Annotated in this window: 14 protein-coding genes; 12 read left to right on the top strand and 2 right to left on the bottom strand. The window is 42.4% G+C overall.

The annotated features are described in order from the left end of the window. Window positions 1-50: 50 nt before the first annotated feature. Window positions 51-821, bottom strand: a complete 771-nt coding sequence (locus Q0L00_RS07970; RefSeq protein WP_297336348.1) for an aminotransferase class IV — start codon at window positions 819-821, stop codon at window positions 51-53. A 194-nt stretch (window positions 822-1,015) separates the two neighbouring features. Between Q0L00_RS07970 and sdaAB the strand changes: the two genes are divergently transcribed. From sdaAB to Q0L00_RS07910, 12 genes are all read left to right on the top strand, one after another. Next, the gene (gene sdaAB / locus Q0L00_RS07965; protein WP_297336347.1) at window positions 1,016-1,693 is read left to right on the top strand and encodes an L-serine ammonia-lyase, iron-sulfur-dependent subunit beta; all 678 of its coding nucleotides are present in this window, start codon (window positions 1,016-1,018) and stop codon (window positions 1,691-1,693) included. An 8-nt stretch (window positions 1,694-1,701) separates the two neighbouring features. Continuing rightward, a complete protein-coding gene (locus Q0L00_RS07960) occupies window positions 1,702-3,045 on the top strand; it encodes a TolC family protein (RefSeq protein WP_297336346.1) in 1,344 nt (447 codons plus the stop codon). A 3-nt stretch (window positions 3,046-3,048) separates the two neighbouring features. Further along, window positions 3,049-4,356 carry an efflux RND transporter periplasmic adaptor subunit gene (locus Q0L00_RS07955; RefSeq protein ID WP_297336345.1) on the top strand — a complete coding sequence of 436 codons (1,308 nt, stop codon included), beginning with the start codon at window positions 3,049-3,051 and terminating at the stop codon, window positions 4,354-4,356. Window positions 4,357-4,461: 105 nt separating this feature from the next. After that, window positions 4,462-5,031: a helix-turn-helix transcriptional regulator gene (locus Q0L00_RS07950; RefSeq protein ID WP_297336344.1), complete on the top strand. Its 570-nt coding sequence runs from the start codon at window positions 4,462-4,464 to the stop codon at window positions 5,029-5,031. 82 nt (window positions 5,032-5,113) lie between these two features. Further along, window positions 5,114-7,339, top strand: coding sequence for a heavy metal translocating P-type ATPase (locus Q0L00_RS07945; protein WP_297336343.1), 2,226 nt, complete (start codon window positions 5,114-5,116; stop codon window positions 7,337-7,339). 103 nt (window positions 7,340-7,442) lie between these two features. Continuing rightward, window positions 7,443-7,652: a hypothetical protein gene (locus Q0L00_RS07940; protein WP_297336342.1), complete on the top strand. Its 210-nt coding sequence runs from the start codon at window positions 7,443-7,445 to the stop codon at window positions 7,650-7,652. A gap of 92 nt (window positions 7,653-7,744) precedes the next feature. Next, window positions 7,745-8,161 (top strand): hypothetical protein, encoded by a 417-nt coding sequence (locus Q0L00_RS07935; protein WP_297336341.1) that lies wholly within the window; start codon window positions 7,745-7,747, stop codon window positions 8,159-8,161. 95 nt (window positions 8,162-8,256) lie between these two features. Next, window positions 8,257-12,087, top strand: a complete 3,831-nt coding sequence (locus Q0L00_RS07930) for an efflux RND transporter permease subunit (RefSeq protein WP_297336340.1) — start codon at window positions 8,257-8,259, stop codon at window positions 12,085-12,087. A 4-nt stretch (window positions 12,088-12,091) separates the two neighbouring features. After that, window positions 12,092-13,585 carry a TolC family protein gene (locus Q0L00_RS07925; RefSeq protein ID WP_297336339.1) on the top strand — a complete coding sequence of 498 codons (1,494 nt, stop codon included), beginning with the start codon at window positions 12,092-12,094 and terminating at the stop codon, window positions 13,583-13,585. Further along, complete coding sequence (locus Q0L00_RS07920; RefSeq protein ID WP_297336338.1) at window positions 13,582-15,345, top strand: efflux RND transporter periplasmic adaptor subunit; 1,764 nt, start codon at window positions 13,582-13,584, stop codon at window positions 15,343-15,345. The genes Q0L00_RS07925 and Q0L00_RS07920 overlap by 4 nt, the downstream gene beginning before the upstream one ends. A gap of 39 nt (window positions 15,346-15,384) precedes the next feature. Beyond that, window positions 15,385-15,957, top strand: a complete 573-nt coding sequence (locus Q0L00_RS07915; RefSeq protein WP_297336337.1) for a DUF3347 domain-containing protein — start codon at window positions 15,385-15,387, stop codon at window positions 15,955-15,957. 49 nt (window positions 15,958-16,006) lie between these two features. Continuing rightward, window positions 16,007-16,447, top strand: coding sequence for a CHY zinc finger protein (locus Q0L00_RS07910; RefSeq protein ID WP_297336336.1), 441 nt, complete (start codon window positions 16,007-16,009; stop codon window positions 16,445-16,447). A gap of 1 nt (window position 16,448) precedes the next feature. On the opposite strand, the gene Q0L00_RS07905 is transcribed toward Q0L00_RS07910, so the two are convergent. Next, on the bottom strand, window positions 16,449-18,722 hold the full coding sequence (locus Q0L00_RS07905; protein WP_297336335.1) for a TonB-dependent receptor: 2,274 nt from the start codon (window positions 18,720-18,722) through the stop codon (window positions 16,449-16,451). Window positions 18,723-18,760 lie beyond the last annotated feature (38 nt).

Raw genomic sequence — 18,760 nt, 5'->3', positions numbered from 1 at the left:
GATTTTAGAATCAAGGTGAAGTAAAGTCGATTTAATTTTAGCCAAAAAAATTAAAACAGGTTTTCAATCAAGGGCACCGGATCATCTGAATACACTGTTTCTTCGATTGATTTTAAATACGTTATCCCGGTCGCATTTGAAATCCAGACACGATCAGCCTGACGGAGTTGGTCGACTTTAAAAAGTCCTTCTTTTACCTTAAAACCATTATCGTTTAGCTCTTGGAGGATAACTTTCCTACTGACGCCCTCAATACATCCGGCTTGTAGTGAGGGAGTAAAAATCTCCTCCCCTATTGACCAGAAAATATTCGAAGCTCCAGCCTCTGAGACATTGCCCTTATGGTCTAATAATATTATTTCATTTGCCCCACGCTTTTCGCGCTCCAATGCAGCTAACACATAAGGGAGCGAATTAAGAGTCTTGCACTGAGAAATCATAGAAGGCACTAAAAACACTTCCCTACTAATTACTGCCTGAAGACTGATTTCTGATTTTTTCTTAAATGGTGCGATTTGTAGGACTTGATTGATTTGGCCGGTATGGGGAGAATATTTGCCCGCCCCAGCTCTAAAGACAGTCCATTTGATTCGTTGCGGCTCTGTAGAATTGATGAAGGATAAGATTACATCAGGATTGAGTTGGCTGAGATCGAGGTGTAATAGCTTCATCCCTTTGCGGAGTCGATCGACATGAAATTCAAAAAACCGAATTTTCTCCCCGTCAAAAATCATCGTTTCAAACAGGCCGTCTCCAAAAGCCATCGCCCGATTGGGAATAGGAAAGGCAGAACCTGATTTCCATTGGTTTGATTTCCCCATTGAGAAGTAAACTGTTTCAAAATCGCTCATATAACCGTTCGAATGCGTACATTTTTTAGGATTGTCTAAGTGTTGATTTGTTAAATATTGTTGAAATAAGTCAAAAAGAAGTTGAATTTCATCCAAATAGAAACATTTTTAGGAGAAATAATCAGGTGAACTTACCTTAGCATCAAATTTGAAATACAGAGCAAATGCCAGGGAAAAGCAGTGTTTTTGATATGATAGGTCCAGTGATGATCGGTCCCTCCTCCTCTCATACCGCTGGTGTGGTCAGAATTGCACGTGCTGCAATCCGTCTTTTGGGAGGAATACCGGACAGCGTTTCCATCATATTTTATAATTCTTTTGCAAGAACCTATGAGGGCCATGGAAGTGATCGGGCTATAATTGGGGGCTTGATGGATTTTAAAACTGACGATGAGCGAATCAAAGACGCTTTGGATATCGCAAAAGAGAAAGGTCTAAATTACCGTTTCAAGTCCATTGGTAATTCTTCGGTCCACCACCCCAATACCATCAAACTCCAACTTGTTAAAGATGGAAAAATGATGGAAGTGATCGGAGAAAGCCTAGGCGGTGGTTTAATCAATATTGCCGAAATAGATGGGTTTGTTGCCAATTTCTCAGCCCAAGCCCACACGTTAATCATCAAGGCAAAAGATATTTCAGGAGCTATTGCATTTATATCCTCGGTCATCGCCCAGGAAAAAGCCAATATCGCCACCATGTCAGTATCCCGAAAGGGAAAAAACGACAATGCCTGCCATGTCATCGAAATGGATTCTGGAATTGCCCCTATCACGCTTGAATATTTAAAATCTTTACCCTGGATCAACGATTTAATTTACATTCCTGATATCGACTTATAGTTAATTTTATGAAAAAGCTTTTACTCAGCTTTGCCTTGAGTGCCAGTAGTTTTTTTTGTGCCTTTTCCCAGAACAGCAACGGCCCTATTGATTTAGAGACCGCCGTGAAAATAGCACTGGAAAACAACCTCAGCCTCAAGCGAAGCGAACTAAACCAACTCAGCAACGAGGCCACCTTACTTCAAGCTCAAGGATCCAGACTCCCCTCATTTTCTACCGGGGCGAGCTCAGGATACCGATGGGGGCGATCAATTAACCCGGTGACCAACTTATTTGAAACGCAGCGAATCGGAAACATCAATGTCTCGGCCAATTCCAATGCGACACTTTTTGCAGGACAACGGATCACCAATTCGGTAAATCAGGCAAAAATTGACTTGGAAACGGGCAAGTACACGATCGAGGCCACAAAAAACAACATCACATTAAATGTGATCAATCTGTACATCAATATTGTATTCAATCGGGAGCAGGCGAAAATAGCCGAGAGGCAACTCGAAACAACCAAAGAACAACTGGATAGGACAAAACGCCTGGTTCAGGCAGGATCTCTTCCCTTAGCCGATCAACTGGACTTGGAAGCCCAGGTCGCAACGAATGAATTGGAGGTGATCAACGCCTATCAATCCCTTAACTTGTCCAAACTTGAGCTCGCACAAGCACTTCAAATCCCTTATTCAGAGGGGTTTGAAATCGTCGAGCCCAAACTAGAAATCAATGAAAATTTGATTATTTCAGAAGATGCGTCTTCCATTTTTGCGACAGCTGTAGACAAAATGCCGGAAATAAAAGCCGCCAAAACTTCCTTGGAAAGTGCTCGTTTAGGAGTCAAAATCGCTCGGGGTCAATTCTATCCAACTTTGGGGATCGGGGCGAACCTCTTTTCAAACTACGTAGATAGAGCCGCTCCCGGATTTGAACCCGACCCACTTTCCAGCCAAATCAAAAACAACCTTTCCCAGTCAGTCAATATCCAGTTGAGTATTCCTGTTTTCTCCCAGTTTTCAAATAAAGCAAACCTTCAGCGTGCCCGAGTACAAGAGCGACTAGCTGAGGTGTCTCAACAGGAAACAGAAAATCAATTGCGGCAGGACATCGAAACTGCCTATAACAATGCCTTGGCTGCTGAGCAATCATATCAGGCATCCCTTTCACGGGTAAAAAGCCTCGAGGAAACGTTCCGTATTGCACAGCAACGATTTGACCTTGGAGCAATCAATTCGGTAGATTTTCAAGTTTCCCAAGCAAATTTCTTCAATGCCCAGGCAGATCTTATTAATGCGAAATACACATACATTTTCAGAGTAAAGGTCCTCGACTTCTATCTCGGCAACCCCATCAACCTCAACTAAACCATGGCCACAAAAAAATCAAACAAATTACTTTATTATCTCCTCGGAATTGTCGGTGTTCTTATCCTTTTTGCAATTATCGGAAGAGCCCTTGGGTGGATAGGAGGAGAAAAAATCACTCCAGTTGAAATCGTAAAAGTGGGTAAAAACTCGATTATAGAAAAAGTAAGTGCTTCAGGTGAAATCCAACCTGAAATAGAAGTCACCCTTAGTCCTGACGTAGCTGGAGAAATCATTGAGTTAAATATTCAGGAAGGTGATTCGGTCGAAATGGGAAAACTATTGGTCAAAATTAGACCTGACAATTTTATTTCCGCACTGGATCGGAGCCGCGCAAATCTCAATCAGCAACAGGCCAATTTGGCACAAAGCAAGGCGAGCTTACAGCGTGCCGAAGCCCAATTTACCCGTAGTGAATTGGAGTATAAACGCCAAAAGACCCTCTATGAACAAAAGGCAATTTCCGATGCTGATTTTGAACAGGCTGAGGCTAATTACATCACGGCTCAAAAAGATCTTGAAGCTGCAAAGCAAAATGTAATTGCAGCTGAGTTCGTGGTCAAAAGCTCCCAGGCCACCGTAAATGAAGCAGCCGAAAACCTTCGCCTAACTAATGTGTATTCACCCGTCAGTGGGATAGTTTCCAACCTTTTGGTAGAAAAAGGAGAACGAGTAGTGGGAACTCAGCAAATGGCCGGTACCGAAATGCTCACCATTGCAGATCTAACCAAAATGGAAGTCAGAGTTGATGTAAACGAAAATGATATCGTTCGTTTGGCTTTAGGAGACACCACCTTGATCGAAGTGGACGCCTATTCCACTTCAGGAAAAACCTTTAAGGGGGTTGTCACAAGTATTGCTAACACGGCAAATACCAAAGCTTCTGCTGATGCGGTCACCGAATTTAAAGTAAAAATCAGAATCCTCAACAGTTCTTATCAAGACCTGGTCGATGCTGGAAACAAATACCCCTTTAGACCGGGAATGACCGCATCTGTTGAAATCATCACCAACCAGAAAGACAATGTGCTCTCAGTTCCATTAGCAGCAGTAACTACCCGGGAAAACAAATTGGATACCTTGGCGGATGGAACTACCCGTCCACAGGAATTGGTATTTTTGGTAGAAAATGGGGAAGCAAAAATGACGCAAATCAAAACTGGGATTTCTGATTTTCAATTCATAGAAGTACTCGAAGGGTTAACCGAAGATCAAGAAGTAGTGTCCGGGCCCTATTTCACGGTAAGTAAAGAACTGGAGGAAGGCGATAAGGTGGAGAAAATGAGTACTCCGCCAATCAAACCAAACTAATAACTCCAGTTAACTACCCAATTAAAATCCTGATAAGTTACTTATCGGGATTTTTTTTGTGGATATGAAACTGAACTATTTACTCATTTCTTTACTTGCTAAAGCATGGAAAATAGGCAACCCATTCGAGTTAAAAACATGGTCTGTCCTCGTTGTATTCAGGCAGTAAAAGAGGTACTAAACCGGTGTAACATTCCATTTCAATCAGTGGATTTGGGTTCGATTCAGCTCCATGAACCCTTAAGTTCAGACAAAAAAAAACAACTGGCCAAAAGCCTACAGGAATTAGGATTCGACATATTAGAATCGAAAAACTCCTCGATCATTGAATCCATTAAAAATACGCTAATCCACCAAATCCATCACTCTGGACAAGTTTTGGAAACCAATTATTCTGACTTTTTGGAAGCAAAACTTCAGCAAGATTACCATCAGCTCAGCCGACTTTTTTCTCAGGTTGAAGGAGTCACCATAGAAAAATACATTACCCGACTCAAAATCGAAAAAGCCAAGGAGTTGATCCTGTACAATGAACGTAAACTTGCTGAAATTGCATTCCAGCTTGGTTATAACTCAGCGGCCTATCTTTCTGCCCTTTTCAAAAAAGAAACCGGGATGACTCCCTCCCTATTCAAGCAAAACGCAGGTAAACGAAAAAATTTGGACGAAGTCTAGCGTCTACTCATTTGTAAAATCTTATAGCTTTTTTACAAAATTTCATAACAAATCAAAAGAGGCTTACCCCCATCTTTGTTGCATGGAAATGAGTAATGGGAATATTCAAAAGAGAAATTTTCCGGTGACGGGAATGACCTGCGCTGCATGTGCCTCAAGCGTGGAAACTATTTTATCCTACACCCCGGGAGTGAAGTCTGCTACTGTGAATTTCGCCTCGAACAGCGTTTGGGTAGAATATGATGAAACGCTCAGTCCTATGGATCTTGACAAAGCGCTCCAGGACGTCGGATATGGTCTGATTTTAACTCAGGACAATCCCGAAGAAGCGCAAGAAAACTTTCAAAAGGAACACTATGTAAAGGTCAAAAAACGTACCCTAGGAGCGGCTTTGTTGACTTTACCGGTAGTTGTTTTGGGGATGTTTTTTATGGATTGGGACCCTGGCAAATGGATTAGTTTTTGGCTCAGTATTCCTGTGTTATTTTATTTTGGAAAGCATTTCTACCTCAACGCCTGGAAACAAGCCCGACAGCACAAAGCCAACATGGACACACTTGTGGCTTTAAGTACCGGTATTGCATTTTTATTTTCTGCTTTTAATACTTTTTTCCCTGATTTCTGGCATACCAGAGGGATTCATCCTCACGTATACTATGAAGCGGCCACCGTAATCATCGTATTTATCTCCTTTGGAAAATTACTTGAAGAACGTGCCAAGTCCCAAACCGGTACGGCATTAAAAAAGCTAATCGGGTTGCAACCTAAAACTTTGACAAAAATCCAAAATGGCCAACCCCTAGAAATTAACATCAATGAGGTACAGATTCAGGATCGGATCCTGATCAAACCCGGAGAAAAAGTTCCAGTTGATGGGCTTGTCGTTTCAGGCAGCAGTTTCATCGATGAAAGTATGATAAGTGGTGAACCTGTCGCCGTGGAGAAAAAACCAGAAGACAAGGTATTTGCCGGAACGATCAATCAGAAAGGAAGTTTGGAGATAATAGCCCAGAAAGTCGGTGCCTCCACTCTGCTTTCACAGATTATTACCCGCGTTCAAGAAGCTCAGGGAAGCAAGGCTCCCGTCCAAAAACTTGTGGATAAGGTTGCTGGAATATTTGTTCCCGTGGTCATTCTAATTGCACTGTTGACCTTTGGAATTTGGCTGATCTTTGGAGGAGAAAACGCCTTTTCTCAGGCACTTTTAGCTTCGGTTTCCGTCTTGGTAATTGCTTGTCCTTGTGCGCTGGGGCTTGCCACCCCGACAGCAATCATGGTTGGGGTTGGCAAAGGGGCCGAAAACCAAATTCTCATCCGCGATGCAGAAAGCTTAGAACTCGGACATCAGGTCAATGCCCTAATTTTGGATAAAACAGGGACGATCACGATGGGAAAACCCAGTGTGGTCCAAATACAATGGGCTGAAAAAAAAGAGGAGCAAAACTACTTACCCATATTAGCAGCACTTGAATCCAAATCCGAACATCCATTGGCTGATGCAGTGGTTAAATTTTTAAAGGAAAAAGGAATTCTAAATTTAGAATTGAAAAATTTTGAAAGTATAACCGCCCGTGGGGTAAAAGGGGACTTTGACGGAAAAAGCTATTTTGTCGGAAACCTAAAATTAATGGAAGAAAACGGTATTGCCATTTCAGAAGAACTTCAATCACTAGCAAAGACTTGGAGCCAAAAAGCCCAAACCGTAATTTGGTTCGCCGAAGAAAAAGTAGGATTAGCGATTCTGGGAATTGAAGACCAAATCAAATTAAGCGCTAAACCAGCAATCCAACAACTTCAAAAATCCGGTATGGAAGTCTACATGCTCACCGGGGACAATCCACAAACAGCCCAAGTCGTGGCCAATCACGTCGGAATTAAGCAATTTAAAGCTGAAGTAATGCCAGCTGACAAATCTTCCTTTGTCAAATCGCTCCAAGAAAAAGGCAAAATAGTTGCAATGGTCGGTGATGGAATCAATGACTCAGAAGCGTTGGCACAGGCCGATGTCAGTATCGCTATGGGGCAAGGTTCGGATATCGCCATGGATGTTGCAAAAATCACCCTGATCACCTCTGATCTGGAAAAAATCCCCCAGGCATTTCGGCTCTCACATCTAACAGTCAACGGTGTTAAACAAAACCTATTCTGGGCTTTCATATACAACCTGATCGGGATTCCGATTGCAGCAGGAATACTTTATCCCATCAATGGGTTCCTCCTTGATCCGATGATTGCTGGTGCGGCAATGGCTTTTAGCTCCGTTTCGGTAGTGATGAATAGTTTAAGACTAAAAGCAAGAAAACTTTAAAAAACGTAACCAAAATCTTGTGCCCAATTCCTTCACCAACCCATGACCAGCTTATCAAACCTTGAATAGTAAATCACTTCGTTAAACATAAAATCACATACTCATGAAAACCTTAAAATTTAAAACCAACATTAACTGTCATAACTGCCTTGCAAAGGTGGAACCCAAGCTTAATAAGGAGTCAAAAATCGAAAGCTGGTCTGTAGATTTGCAAAGTGATGATCGGATTTTGACCGTTCAATCTGAATCCATGAGTGAAGAGGAAGTTTTCAAGACAGTGCTGAAAGCAGGATTTATTGCCAAACCCTTATAACACAAAAATAAATTCGACGTATACCCTTTAAATTTCCACTATAATTGGGATACTTACCAGATAATTTAAAAAATTAATCTATTTTTACAGCAGTGAACAAACTGATTTCCATAGCGCTAGCTTCGGTGATTCTCCTTTCCAATGTAGGAGTGGCAAAGGCTGTGCACCTTTGCATGGGGGAAAAAACTGCTGTAAAAATAGGTTGGGAAAAAGCTCATTTGGATTGTCAAATGCTTCAGAAAAAATCTGACTGCCATCAAACTGAATCCGAAAATCCCCCTTTGCATGACTGCTGTGATGACCAGTACGAGCACTTCCAAACCGAAGCAGAAACTGGATTGGAAAAATCAGAAACCAAGCTAATCTCTCCGACCTTTCTTTCCGCTTACTTAGTTACTTTTTATTTGTTTCCTAGTGAGGTATTCAGTGAATTAAGCCGTTTCACCGAATCTCCCCCACCCGCTTTAAAAACCGAACGCTTCATTCTTTTCCAATCATTCTTACTCTAGGATTTGATAGATTTTCTTGTGCTACAGGTGCAAGAACTGGTTTTAATAGCTGATTTTCAGACTATTACTTGTTTATCTATTAACCTAAGAATAAAATGATCAATAAAATCATCCGGTATTTTCTGGAGAATAAACTCGTTACCCTTATTTTCCTTTTCCTTTTAATTGGTTGGGGATTGGTAACCGCTCCATTTAATTGGAATTTGGACTTTTTACCCCGAGATCCAGTTCCTGTCGATGCCATACCTGACATTGGAGAAAACCAACAAATCGTGTTTACCGAATGGATGGGACGATCTCCTCAAGATGTGGAGGATCAAATCACCTATCCCTTGACTACTTCGCTTTTGGGTCTGCCCGGAGTCAAAAGCGTTCGCTCCAGTTCTGCTTTTGGTTTCTCGAGTATCTACATCATTTTTGATGAGGATACCGAATTTTACTGGAGTCGATCTCGAGTACTTGAAAAACTTAACTCGCTTCCCTCAGATTTGCTTCCGGAGGGTGTTCAACCCAAGCTGGGACCCGATGCTACGGCACTGGGTCAGGTTTTTTGGTACACCCTGGAAGGAAGGGATGAACAGGGTAATCCAGTCGGAGGTTGGGATTTACATGAACTACGAACCATTCAAGATTATTACATTCGTTATTCTCTGACTGCCGTTGAAGGTGTCTCTGAGGTAGCTTCAGTAGGTGGCTACATAAAAGAATATCAAATTGATGTTGATCCAGGGGCTTTGAAAACCTATCAAGTTTCCTTGATGGATGTGATGGAAGCGGTTCGAAAATCCAATTTGGATGTATCTGCCAACACGATTGAAATCAATCGAGTGGATTACTTCATCCGAGGCCTAGGCTACGTAGAAGAGCTTAGTGATCTGGATCAAGCCGTAGTAAAAGTCACCGATAATGTCCCTATCCGAATCCAGGATGTGGCACGAGTGAATATCGGCCCTCAACCCAGAAACATGGGCGGAATCCTAGATAAAAGCGGAGCGGAGGCAGTAGGCGGTGTGGTCATTGCCCGATATGGGGACAATCCACTTCAGGTTATTGAAGGAGTAAAAGCTGAAATCGAAAAACTCTCCCAAGGTCTACCTTCTAAAACCTTAGCAGATGGCACGGTTTCAAAAGTTACCCTGGTCCCTTTTTATGATCGAACAGGCCTGATTTTCGAAACACTAGGCACACTATACGATGCGATCAGTTTGCAGATATTGGTGACCATTATTGTGATTTTGGTCATGGTATTTAATCTACGTGCCTCGCTTTTAATATCGGCACTGCTACCCATGGCGGTATTGATCTGCTTTATTTTCATGAAATACCTTGGGGTGGATGCCAATATCGTTGCCTTATCGGGAATAGCCATTGCCATAGGCACCATGGTCGATTTAGGTATTATTCTCAATGAAAATGTCCTTCGTCATCTGGAAATAGCACCAAAAGGACAATCCAAAATCCAAACTGTTTATCTGGCCACCGCTGAGGTTTCAGGCGCAATTATCACTGCTGTCAGCACAACTATCATCAGCTTTTTGCCCGTATTCACTTTGGAGGCAGCAGAAGGTAAATTATTTGGCCCCTTAGCCTATACCAAAACATTTGCCTTGATTTCGGCGGTGTTATTCACCCTTTTAATCATGCCGGCATTTTCTCATTGGATTTTTTCGATCAAAAAGCTAAAAGTAAAAATCGGGTCTTACATCAATTACGGGTTGATTATTCTAGGCCCCATCATAGCCTTCACCGTTTGGAGCTGGGGTGGGTGGCTTATTTTTGGATATGGGTTGATCAATACCTTGGCTTTTCATTACCCTGAAAAAATTGGAATCTATAAAGATAAACTGATCATTGGCCTTACTTTATTGTTTGTTTCCATGCTGTTAACCTTGGAATGGATGCCACTCGGAGTTTCTGCCAGTACAGTTCTCAACTTTATTTTTATTCTCATTCTTTTGGCGTTCTTCTTAGGAGGCTTTTCCATTTTCATTAACGTCTACCCCAAAATCCTACGATGGTGCCTGGAAAATAAAGGGACATTTTTTCTATTTCCCACACTTGTTATTTTAGTAGGAATCAGTGTTTGGTTGGGGTTTGGAACCGTATTCGGCCTAGTTCCCAAAGCATTTGATCAAGTCGGTATTAATATCCGAACTACTGGAATTTGGTCAGGATTGACTCACACCTTTCCAGGTTTGGGTGAGGAATTTATGCCTTCCTTAAATGAAGGCTCATTTTTGCTCATGCCCACCACCATGCCGCATTCAGGAGTCCAGGAAAACAAAGAGGTTTTACAAAAACTCGATATGCTAGTGACGGCTATTCCAGAAGTAGAAATGGTCGTTGGCAAGGCTGGACGGGCTGAAACTGCCATTGATCCTGCCCCTATGACGATGTTTGAAAATACCATCAACTACAAATCAGAATACGTAACCGACCTCAACGGAACCCGATTACGGTTCAAAGTAAAGAATGGAAAATTCGAACTAAAAGACGGTTCTTTTTATGACCCGGAGACCATGGATCCAGATCAAATCGAAACCAAAAACTTGATCCCCGATGAAAATGGCCAATATTTTCGTCAATGGAGAACTCATATCCAATCTCCGGATGATATTTGGGACGAGATAATCAGCGTAGTCAACCTCCCGGGTGTGACTTCTTCTCCCAAACTTCAGCCGATAGAAACTCGATTGGTGATGCTTCAAACCGGCATGAGAGCACCTATGGGAATCAAAGTATATGGCCCTGATTTAAAAACGATTGAGTCCTTCGGCCTCGAACTTGAAAAATACCTCAAAGAGGTTCCCTCGGTAAAAAAAGAGGCTGTCTTTGCTGATCGAATTGTTGGAAAACCCTATTTGGAATTAGACATCAATCGAGAGCAGATCGCCCGGTACGGCATGAATGTAGTGGATGTTCAGGATTTTATCGAAACTGCCATAGGGGGAATGCAAGTGAGCACCACCGTGGAGGGTCGGGAGCGATTCCCGATACGTGTTCGATATGCACGGGAATTCAGAGACGATCCACAGGCCATTGAAAACCTCCAAATCCCCACTCCGCAAGGCACTTATATTCCTTTAGGGCAATTGGCATCGATCAACTACCGACCTGGCCCAGACATGATCCGAGGGGAAAATAGTTTTCTTGTCGGTTATGTCCTGCTGGACAAAATGCCGGGATTTGCTGAAGTCACAGTAGTGGAGGATGCTCAACGGTACCTCAATCAAAAAATTGAATCCGGTGAATTAACAGTCCCTACTGGGGTTCGATTCCAGTTTTCCGGCTCCTATGAAAACCAAATCCGGGCAGAAAAACGGCTTTCGATTGTCGTCCCTATTTCGTTGATTCTGATCTTTTTGATCCTTTATTTTCAATTTAGAGCGGTATCGACTTCCCTTTTTGTTTTCTCAGGAATTGCAATGGCGTTTTCAGGAGGATTTCTTATGCTTTGGTTCTTTGGCCAAGATTGGTTTTTCGACTTCAATCTGTTTGGAACCAATTTTCGGGATTTATTTCAGATGAAAGTTTATAATCTCAGCGTAGCAGTATGGGTAGGCTTTATCGCCTTGTTTGGAATTGCTACCGATGATGGGGTGGTCATGAGTTCCTACTTAGACCAAAGCTTTAAAGAAAATCGCCCCACCAGTAAACGTACCATCCGGGAAGCGGTTTTGGAAGCTGGACAACGCAGAGTTTTACCCTGCATGATGACCACTGCAACCACCCTTTTGGCTTTACTGCCGATTTTCACATCCACAGGTCGAGGATCAGACATCATGATTCCTATGGCAATTCCAGCTTTGGGGGGAATGATTTTAGAAATTACCACAGTATTTATAGTCCCAACTCTGTATTGCTGGTGGGCTGAGCGAAAATTGAATCATAATTCCAAGGTTTTTACCAAGGAAGCAAACGCATAATATTATGGAAACCAACTTACTGAAAACCATAAAAATAGCTAGGCCTACCTATCGGAAAATTGCTATCAAAACCACGCCTCCCCCTCTTAGTTTTTGGGTGATCATCGGTTTTCTTGGGCTAGTATGTTCTATTCCCAAAGAAGTATTTGCCCAAGACCTCAGGGATTATTTGATTCAAGCTGCAGAGAATAATCCCGGACTTCAAGCTTCCTATTCCCAATATGAAGCTCGGTTGGAGCGTGTCAATCAAGCAAGTCTGCCGGACCCAGAGCTTCAAGCCGGCATTTTCTTAAAGCCTATGGAACGATTGATGGGAAATCAATCTGCTGACCTGCGGGTGATGCAGATGTTTCCTTGGTTTGGGATGATTTCCACCCAAAAAGCGGAAATGAACCAAATGGCTCAAGTAGACTATCAAGTATTTCTGGAACAAAAAAATCAATTGTTTTTCCAAGTGAAAACTACTTGGTATGAGTTGATTCGTTTACGGGAAGAAATTTCGATTTGGGAAGAAAATCTATCTTATTTGGAGAAATACAAACGATTGGCCTTGGTAAAATTCCAAGTAGGTCAAAGCAACTCGTCCTCTTCCGCTCAGATGGCAAAGAAAACCACAGCCAGGCCAAGTACCTCCCCATCTGCTATGGAAACTATGGCAGAAGAAAAAGCTCCTGAAGGTATGTCACAGGCTCAATCTGAAACCATGGCATCCTCTCCAATGAGCACAACCGAGGGCATGAATCAAATTCTCCAAATTGAGATAGAAATAAAAGAATTGGAAAATCAAATCGCACAATTAAACGCAGACCTTGAGCCCCTTCAAATCAAATTCAATCAACTGTTGAACCGAGACAAAGAAGCGGAAATCACCCTTCCCGAGGAATTGGAAAAAGCTGAACTGAGATTGGATAAAAAACAAGTTCTGGATAGTATTTATAAAAACAATCCCATGATTTCCATGTATGATGCGGAGCTTTCCGCCTTAGACCAGCAAACCAAAATGGCTAAACTGGAAGGAAAACCGATGTTGGGGGCGGGAGTCAATTACATGCTATTTAGTCCCAGACCCGAAAACGGTATGCAGATGGGTGGACAAAATATGATCATGCCTATGGTAAGCATGTCACTGCCAATCTATCGGAAAAAAATCAACTCAAAGATCAAAGAGGCTCAACTTCTTAAGGAATCGACTGTTTACCGACAGCAAGAAACGAAGAATCTTCTAGCCATGGAGTGGTCCAATGCTTTCCGCGATTGGGAAAACGCCAATCGCCAACTGGAACTTTATGATTCTCAAATCAAACTAGTTGAGCAACAAATCCAACTCCTCCTCACAGCCTTCTCGGCAAATTCAACAGAATTGGACCTGGTATTACGAACCCAACAGCGATTGCTGGACTACCAGCTCAAGCGAGTCAATTCGATCAATACCCAATATCAGAGTCTCTCCAAATTGGAGATGCTAGCTGCTAATTCTCTTCAAATTCAATCGAAATGAAAAAGATAACAGACAACAAACTAACCTTAATCATCTTGGCGATGATCCTCGGATTGGCGGCAGGATGGCTCCTAAAGCCCGCACAGGAGGCCAATCATGAAGAACATGAGCACCAAGCCGACTCCACAACAACATGGACTTGTTCCATGCATCCTCAGGTCAAATTAACAGAGCCGGGAGATTGTCCCATTTGCGGAATGGACCTTATTCCTGCTTCTCAGGCATCCACCTCCTCGAGCAATCCCATGACATTTGAAATGACCAAAGAGGCTGTAGCTTTGGCGCAAATCCAAACTACCAAAGTCAATGATGTCAGTCCTGGCGGGGAACTCTTATTGACTGGGAAAATTCAAGGAGACGAGCGGGAAATTGCCACTCTCACGAGCAAATTCCCAGGAAGGATTGAGCGTCTATTTATCACCTTTACCGGTGAGCAAGTTAATCAAGGTCAACGCATTGCAACTCTTTATTCTCCAGAATTGATGAGCGCACAGACAGAGTTGCTAGAGGCAGCCGAAATTAAAGAGGATTACCCCCAGCTGTACCAGGCAGCCAAAGCAAAATTACGACTATGGAAGCTATCTGAACAGCAAATTAAGGATCTTGAAACCTCTGGGCAGGTTAGTGAACTAGTTGATATTCTTGCCGATCAATCCGGTGTGGTGACTCAGCGAAATGTTTCAGTCGGTGATTATATTGCTACCGGATCAGTCTTATTTAATGTAATCAATCTGGATAAACTCTGGGTACTCTTAGATGCTTACGAAACAGATTTGCCATTTTTACAAATTGGAAATCAACTCAATTTCTCTGTAGCAGGAATTCCCGGGGAAAATTTTCAAGCAAAAATCAGCTTTATCGATCCGGTAATTGACCCCAATACCCGATCGGCAAAAGTTAGGGCAGAAGTAACTAATCCCAAGCAAAAACTCAAACCTGAGATGTTTGTAAATGCCAAGGTAACCATCAAAAGCAATTCGGGGAGCTCGTCCCTTATCGTACCAAGGACAGCTGTTCTCTGGTCAGGCAAACGATCGGTCGTTTATGTGAATGTACCCGATGCCAATCCACCCGCCTACCAAATGCGAGAAGTTGTACTCGGAGAGCGGATGGGAGAAAACCAAGAAATCAAATCAGGGGTATTGCTTGGGGAAGAAGTGGTCACCCATGGTGTCTTTGCCATTGATGCGGCAGCTCAGCTCTCAGGAAATTTCAGCATGATGAATCGACCAAAAACAAGCTCTATGGAAGTTTCCGAGGAATTTATAAAGCAGATCACCGCAGTTGCTGATGCTTATTTTCAAGTGAAAAACGGATTAGTTAAAGACAATCTGGATGAAGTCAAAAAATCACTTGATTCGATGGAAGATCGGCTTGCCGGGGTAACCATGAATCTGACCACTGAAGAAGCTCATGACCGATGGATGGAAATACTTGAAGGATTGAAAAATGCCAAAAACAGCATGATTTCATCAACAGAAATCAAGGGAGCGCGGAAACATTTCTCCACGCTTTCTTTCTATATTTTAGAAATGACAGAGACCTTTGGGTTAAACAAGGAAGTGGTGTACAAAGATTACTGTCCGATGGCTTTTGGGAATGAGGGGGCATACTGGTTGAGTGAGCAAAAAGACATCACAAATCCATATTTTGGAGCATCTATGTTAACTTGCGGAGAAATTAGGGAAACTTACCTAAAAGGCCAACCCGTCATGCAACTGGGTGGAAATCCGTCCACCCCGTCGGTTCATAATCATTAATTTCAAAGAAAAAAATCCTTTTACCAACAGATGAATCCTATGAAAAAATCTCTTTTATTACTCGCCTTGATTTCAACTGCGATTAGTTCTTGTGGAGAAAAATCAACTTCCACAGAAAGCCAAGAGGAGGCCAATACTACTCATGAAATTTCTCCTTCCAGTTCACTAGAGGTGGTTCAAAACACATCGACCTCCCCTATCATAGACTCTTATTTGGAAATCAAAGATGCCTTAGTCGCAGATGATGCCGCAACTGCATCAGCAACTAGTGAAAAAATGGTTAGTGCCTTGGAAGATTTTGATACAGCATCCATGACTGGAAATGGTCAAAATTTAGAAGAAGTAAAAGCTGAGGCGATTGAATTAACAAAAAAACTACAAAGTGAAGATATCGTCATTCAGCGGGAAAATTTCCAAGCCCTTAGCGTGGTTTTGATGGATTTCATTAAAATCGCTGGTGCTGATCGAACACTCTACCATCAATATTGTCCCATGTATAAAAATAATACAGGTGGAATGTGGCTTAGTTCAAACCAGGAAATTATGAACCCGCTATTTGGCAGTTCTATGCTCAATTGTGGAAGCATTGAAGAAACGATTACAGTCAATTAAACTTAATGTAAGGCGAGTACGGCCTTGTACTCGCCTGACTTCCTACACCATGATAAAGACCTTACTTTTCACGCTTTCTTTCATTTTGCTTCACGGCTTCTTGATTCAGGCCCAAGTACCAGTTTTAGAACCCCTTAAAGTATCTCAAATCCGCGGAATCAATGTCTATGGTAAGCCAGTAGATAATCAGACCCGCTGTATCCATTGGCATTCGGAACTTGATATCATTGCCATTAAATTTAAATGTTGTGACAAGTACTACCCCTGTTTCTCCTGCCATGAAGAAGAAGCGGATCATAATCATCAGGTTTGGCCAAAGTCTGAGTTTGATCAAAAGGCCATTCTTTGTGGAGTCTGCGGCAATGAGTTGGGAATAAATGAATACATGAACTCAAACAACAGTTGCCCACACTGCCAAGCCAAATTTAATCCCGGCTGTAGCAAACACTATCATTTGTATTTCGAAACCGAGCCTAAAAAAGAGGATTGAATCAGAAGATCGTATACCTAATTCCCAAAAACCCGCGGATACCTTGATTCGGCGCAAACATGTAAGTCGGATCAAAAGTAAGAGCTTCTGGATTAGTTGGGGTGGGAATTACAGATCCGTTTGGTCCGAATTGAACCTCTCGGTCAAATGGATCAAAAGCCCGGGCAATACTATTACCCGGAGGCGTGAAATTGAGTAAATTCTTCACTCCACCATAAACTTCAAGCCGATCTCCATACGATTTGGTTACCTGCAGATTTTGAATGCTCCACCAAGGAGAATATTCCACCCTTGAATCCAACTCTCCCAATAAGGGAAGTCGCATGGGACTGTAAAGATTTCCGGTGTAGTTGACAGTTAAATTCCAAGACTGAACGTTATAACCTAAATTCCAAACAGCCGAAAAATGCTCAGTGAGCAGTTGCCTGACTCGTTCTCCCTTTTGATCCAATTTAACGTCCTGAAGTGTCATCCCCAGGGTCCCTTCCAAACCGTTTCGAAATGCCAAAGTGGCATTTAGCGAGGCCCCCTTTGAAATTGCTTTTCCCGCTAAATTGGCATAGATAATTTGATTGGGGTTGGTTTCATAGTCAGGCACGATCCGATTGGAAAAGTGCGTATAAAAGGCTGATGCGTCAAAACTGATGAAGTTGCCGTCCTCGGTGTATATTTTTTTGATCAGATTGACATTGCTATTCCAGGATCGCTCAGGGTTCAATTTTTCAGAAAACACCACCTCTCTAGCCCCAGTCAAGGCCGCATGATCCTCGGTAAAAACATTAGCAACCCGGAAACCATTTCCCAAAGAAAATCGAAACACCGAACTTTGGTCCTCGGATTGAATTTTTAAATTCAATCTTGGAGAAAGGATGACACCATGGATGGAATTAAAATCCGACCTGACTCCCATCAGAATCGTACTTGTCGGAGAGACTTTCCATTCATTTTGCACAAAAATCCCGGGTAAGTGAATCTGCGAAGGATCATTTTGTTCGGAATCAAACTGTTTTGTAGCCGGGGTATTGTCATCATAAAAAGTATACCGGTAGGCCAAACCAGTAAGGAATTGATGATTTCTCAGCCTATAATTCCAAGTCAGCTGTCCAAAAGCTGTAGTCTGTCGGGCCAAGTATAACTGGTCTCCATAGGCGGAATTTTGATCGTGATTATTGGCCGAAAACTGAAAGTTAACTCGATCATTAACAGGCAATTCGTAATTTCCAAAAAGCTCCCAGCGGTCGGTGTAAATACTTTCCCCATATACCTCATCACCGCCGCGATCAGCTTTTTCCCAATTCAACTGCCCCCCCCATCGATCTTCATAAACATATCTAGCAGCCAGATTGAACTCCTTTTTAGATCTTCTTAACCAATTGATTTTTTGAAAAATAGACGCCCTTTTAGCCAAAGTCAAATCCGTCATTCCGTCGTCATTGTTATCTATTGGATTGCTGTAATCAAATAAATTCAACCCCGTCAATCCCTGAATCGTATTTCCCAACCTAGACCTCACACCCAAATCCAGATTATGCTCCCCCCAAGAAGTGCCAAAATAATCCAAACTGACCCGAGGTGCTTTTGCTGCATTTTTGGTAATGACATTGATTAAGCCACCCACCGCCTCCGAGCCATAAAGCGTAGAAGCAGGGCCCTTGACGATTTCGATCCGGTCAACAAGAGATTGGGGTATACCAGTCAATCCGTAAACCGTCGCCAAACCACTGACTATGGGCATTCCATCAATCAAAATCATGGTGTATGGCCCTTCCAATCCATTGATGTGGATATCTCCGGTGTTACAGATGTTACAGTTGATTTGGGGTCGGACACCATTTATTGTCTGCAAGGATTCGAATATGGATGGAGTCGGATTTGCTTTAAAAAATCCATCACGGTAGACCTCCACAGAAACTGGACTGGACAGTCTAGAAACTTGCTCCAGGGTACCGCTAATGACTACTTCATCCAAGCTCGCATCCAGCCTTTCCAGATCTATGGTCAAAAAATCATTATTGGTATTGACTTCTCGCTGAATAGTCCGAAATCCGATTCTGGAAATTTGAATGGTATAAGTCCCAGCTTTAGGAAGCTCTAGCGTATACATCCCCAAGCTATCACTCACCGTTCCCAAATTCAAGTCGATCAACGAAACGGCAGCAAACTCCACGGGAACACCCTGGGATTCAATTTTTCCTTTTAGTACATGCTGACCCCATAGATTTCCAGAGAATAAGAGGCTGAGAAAACCGAAAATGATTCTAATTTTTCTTTGCATGGATCTGATTTGGAAAATTTATTACTCTTATTGGTTTA

This window comes from Algoriphagus sp., assembly GCF_024305035.1.
Taxonomy (GTDB): Bacteria; Bacteroidota; Bacteroidia; order Cytophagales; family Cyclobacteriaceae; genus Algoriphagus.
The sequence above is the reverse complement of the archived record's forward strand: the minus strand, read 5'-3'. Positions and strand labels throughout refer to the sequence as shown.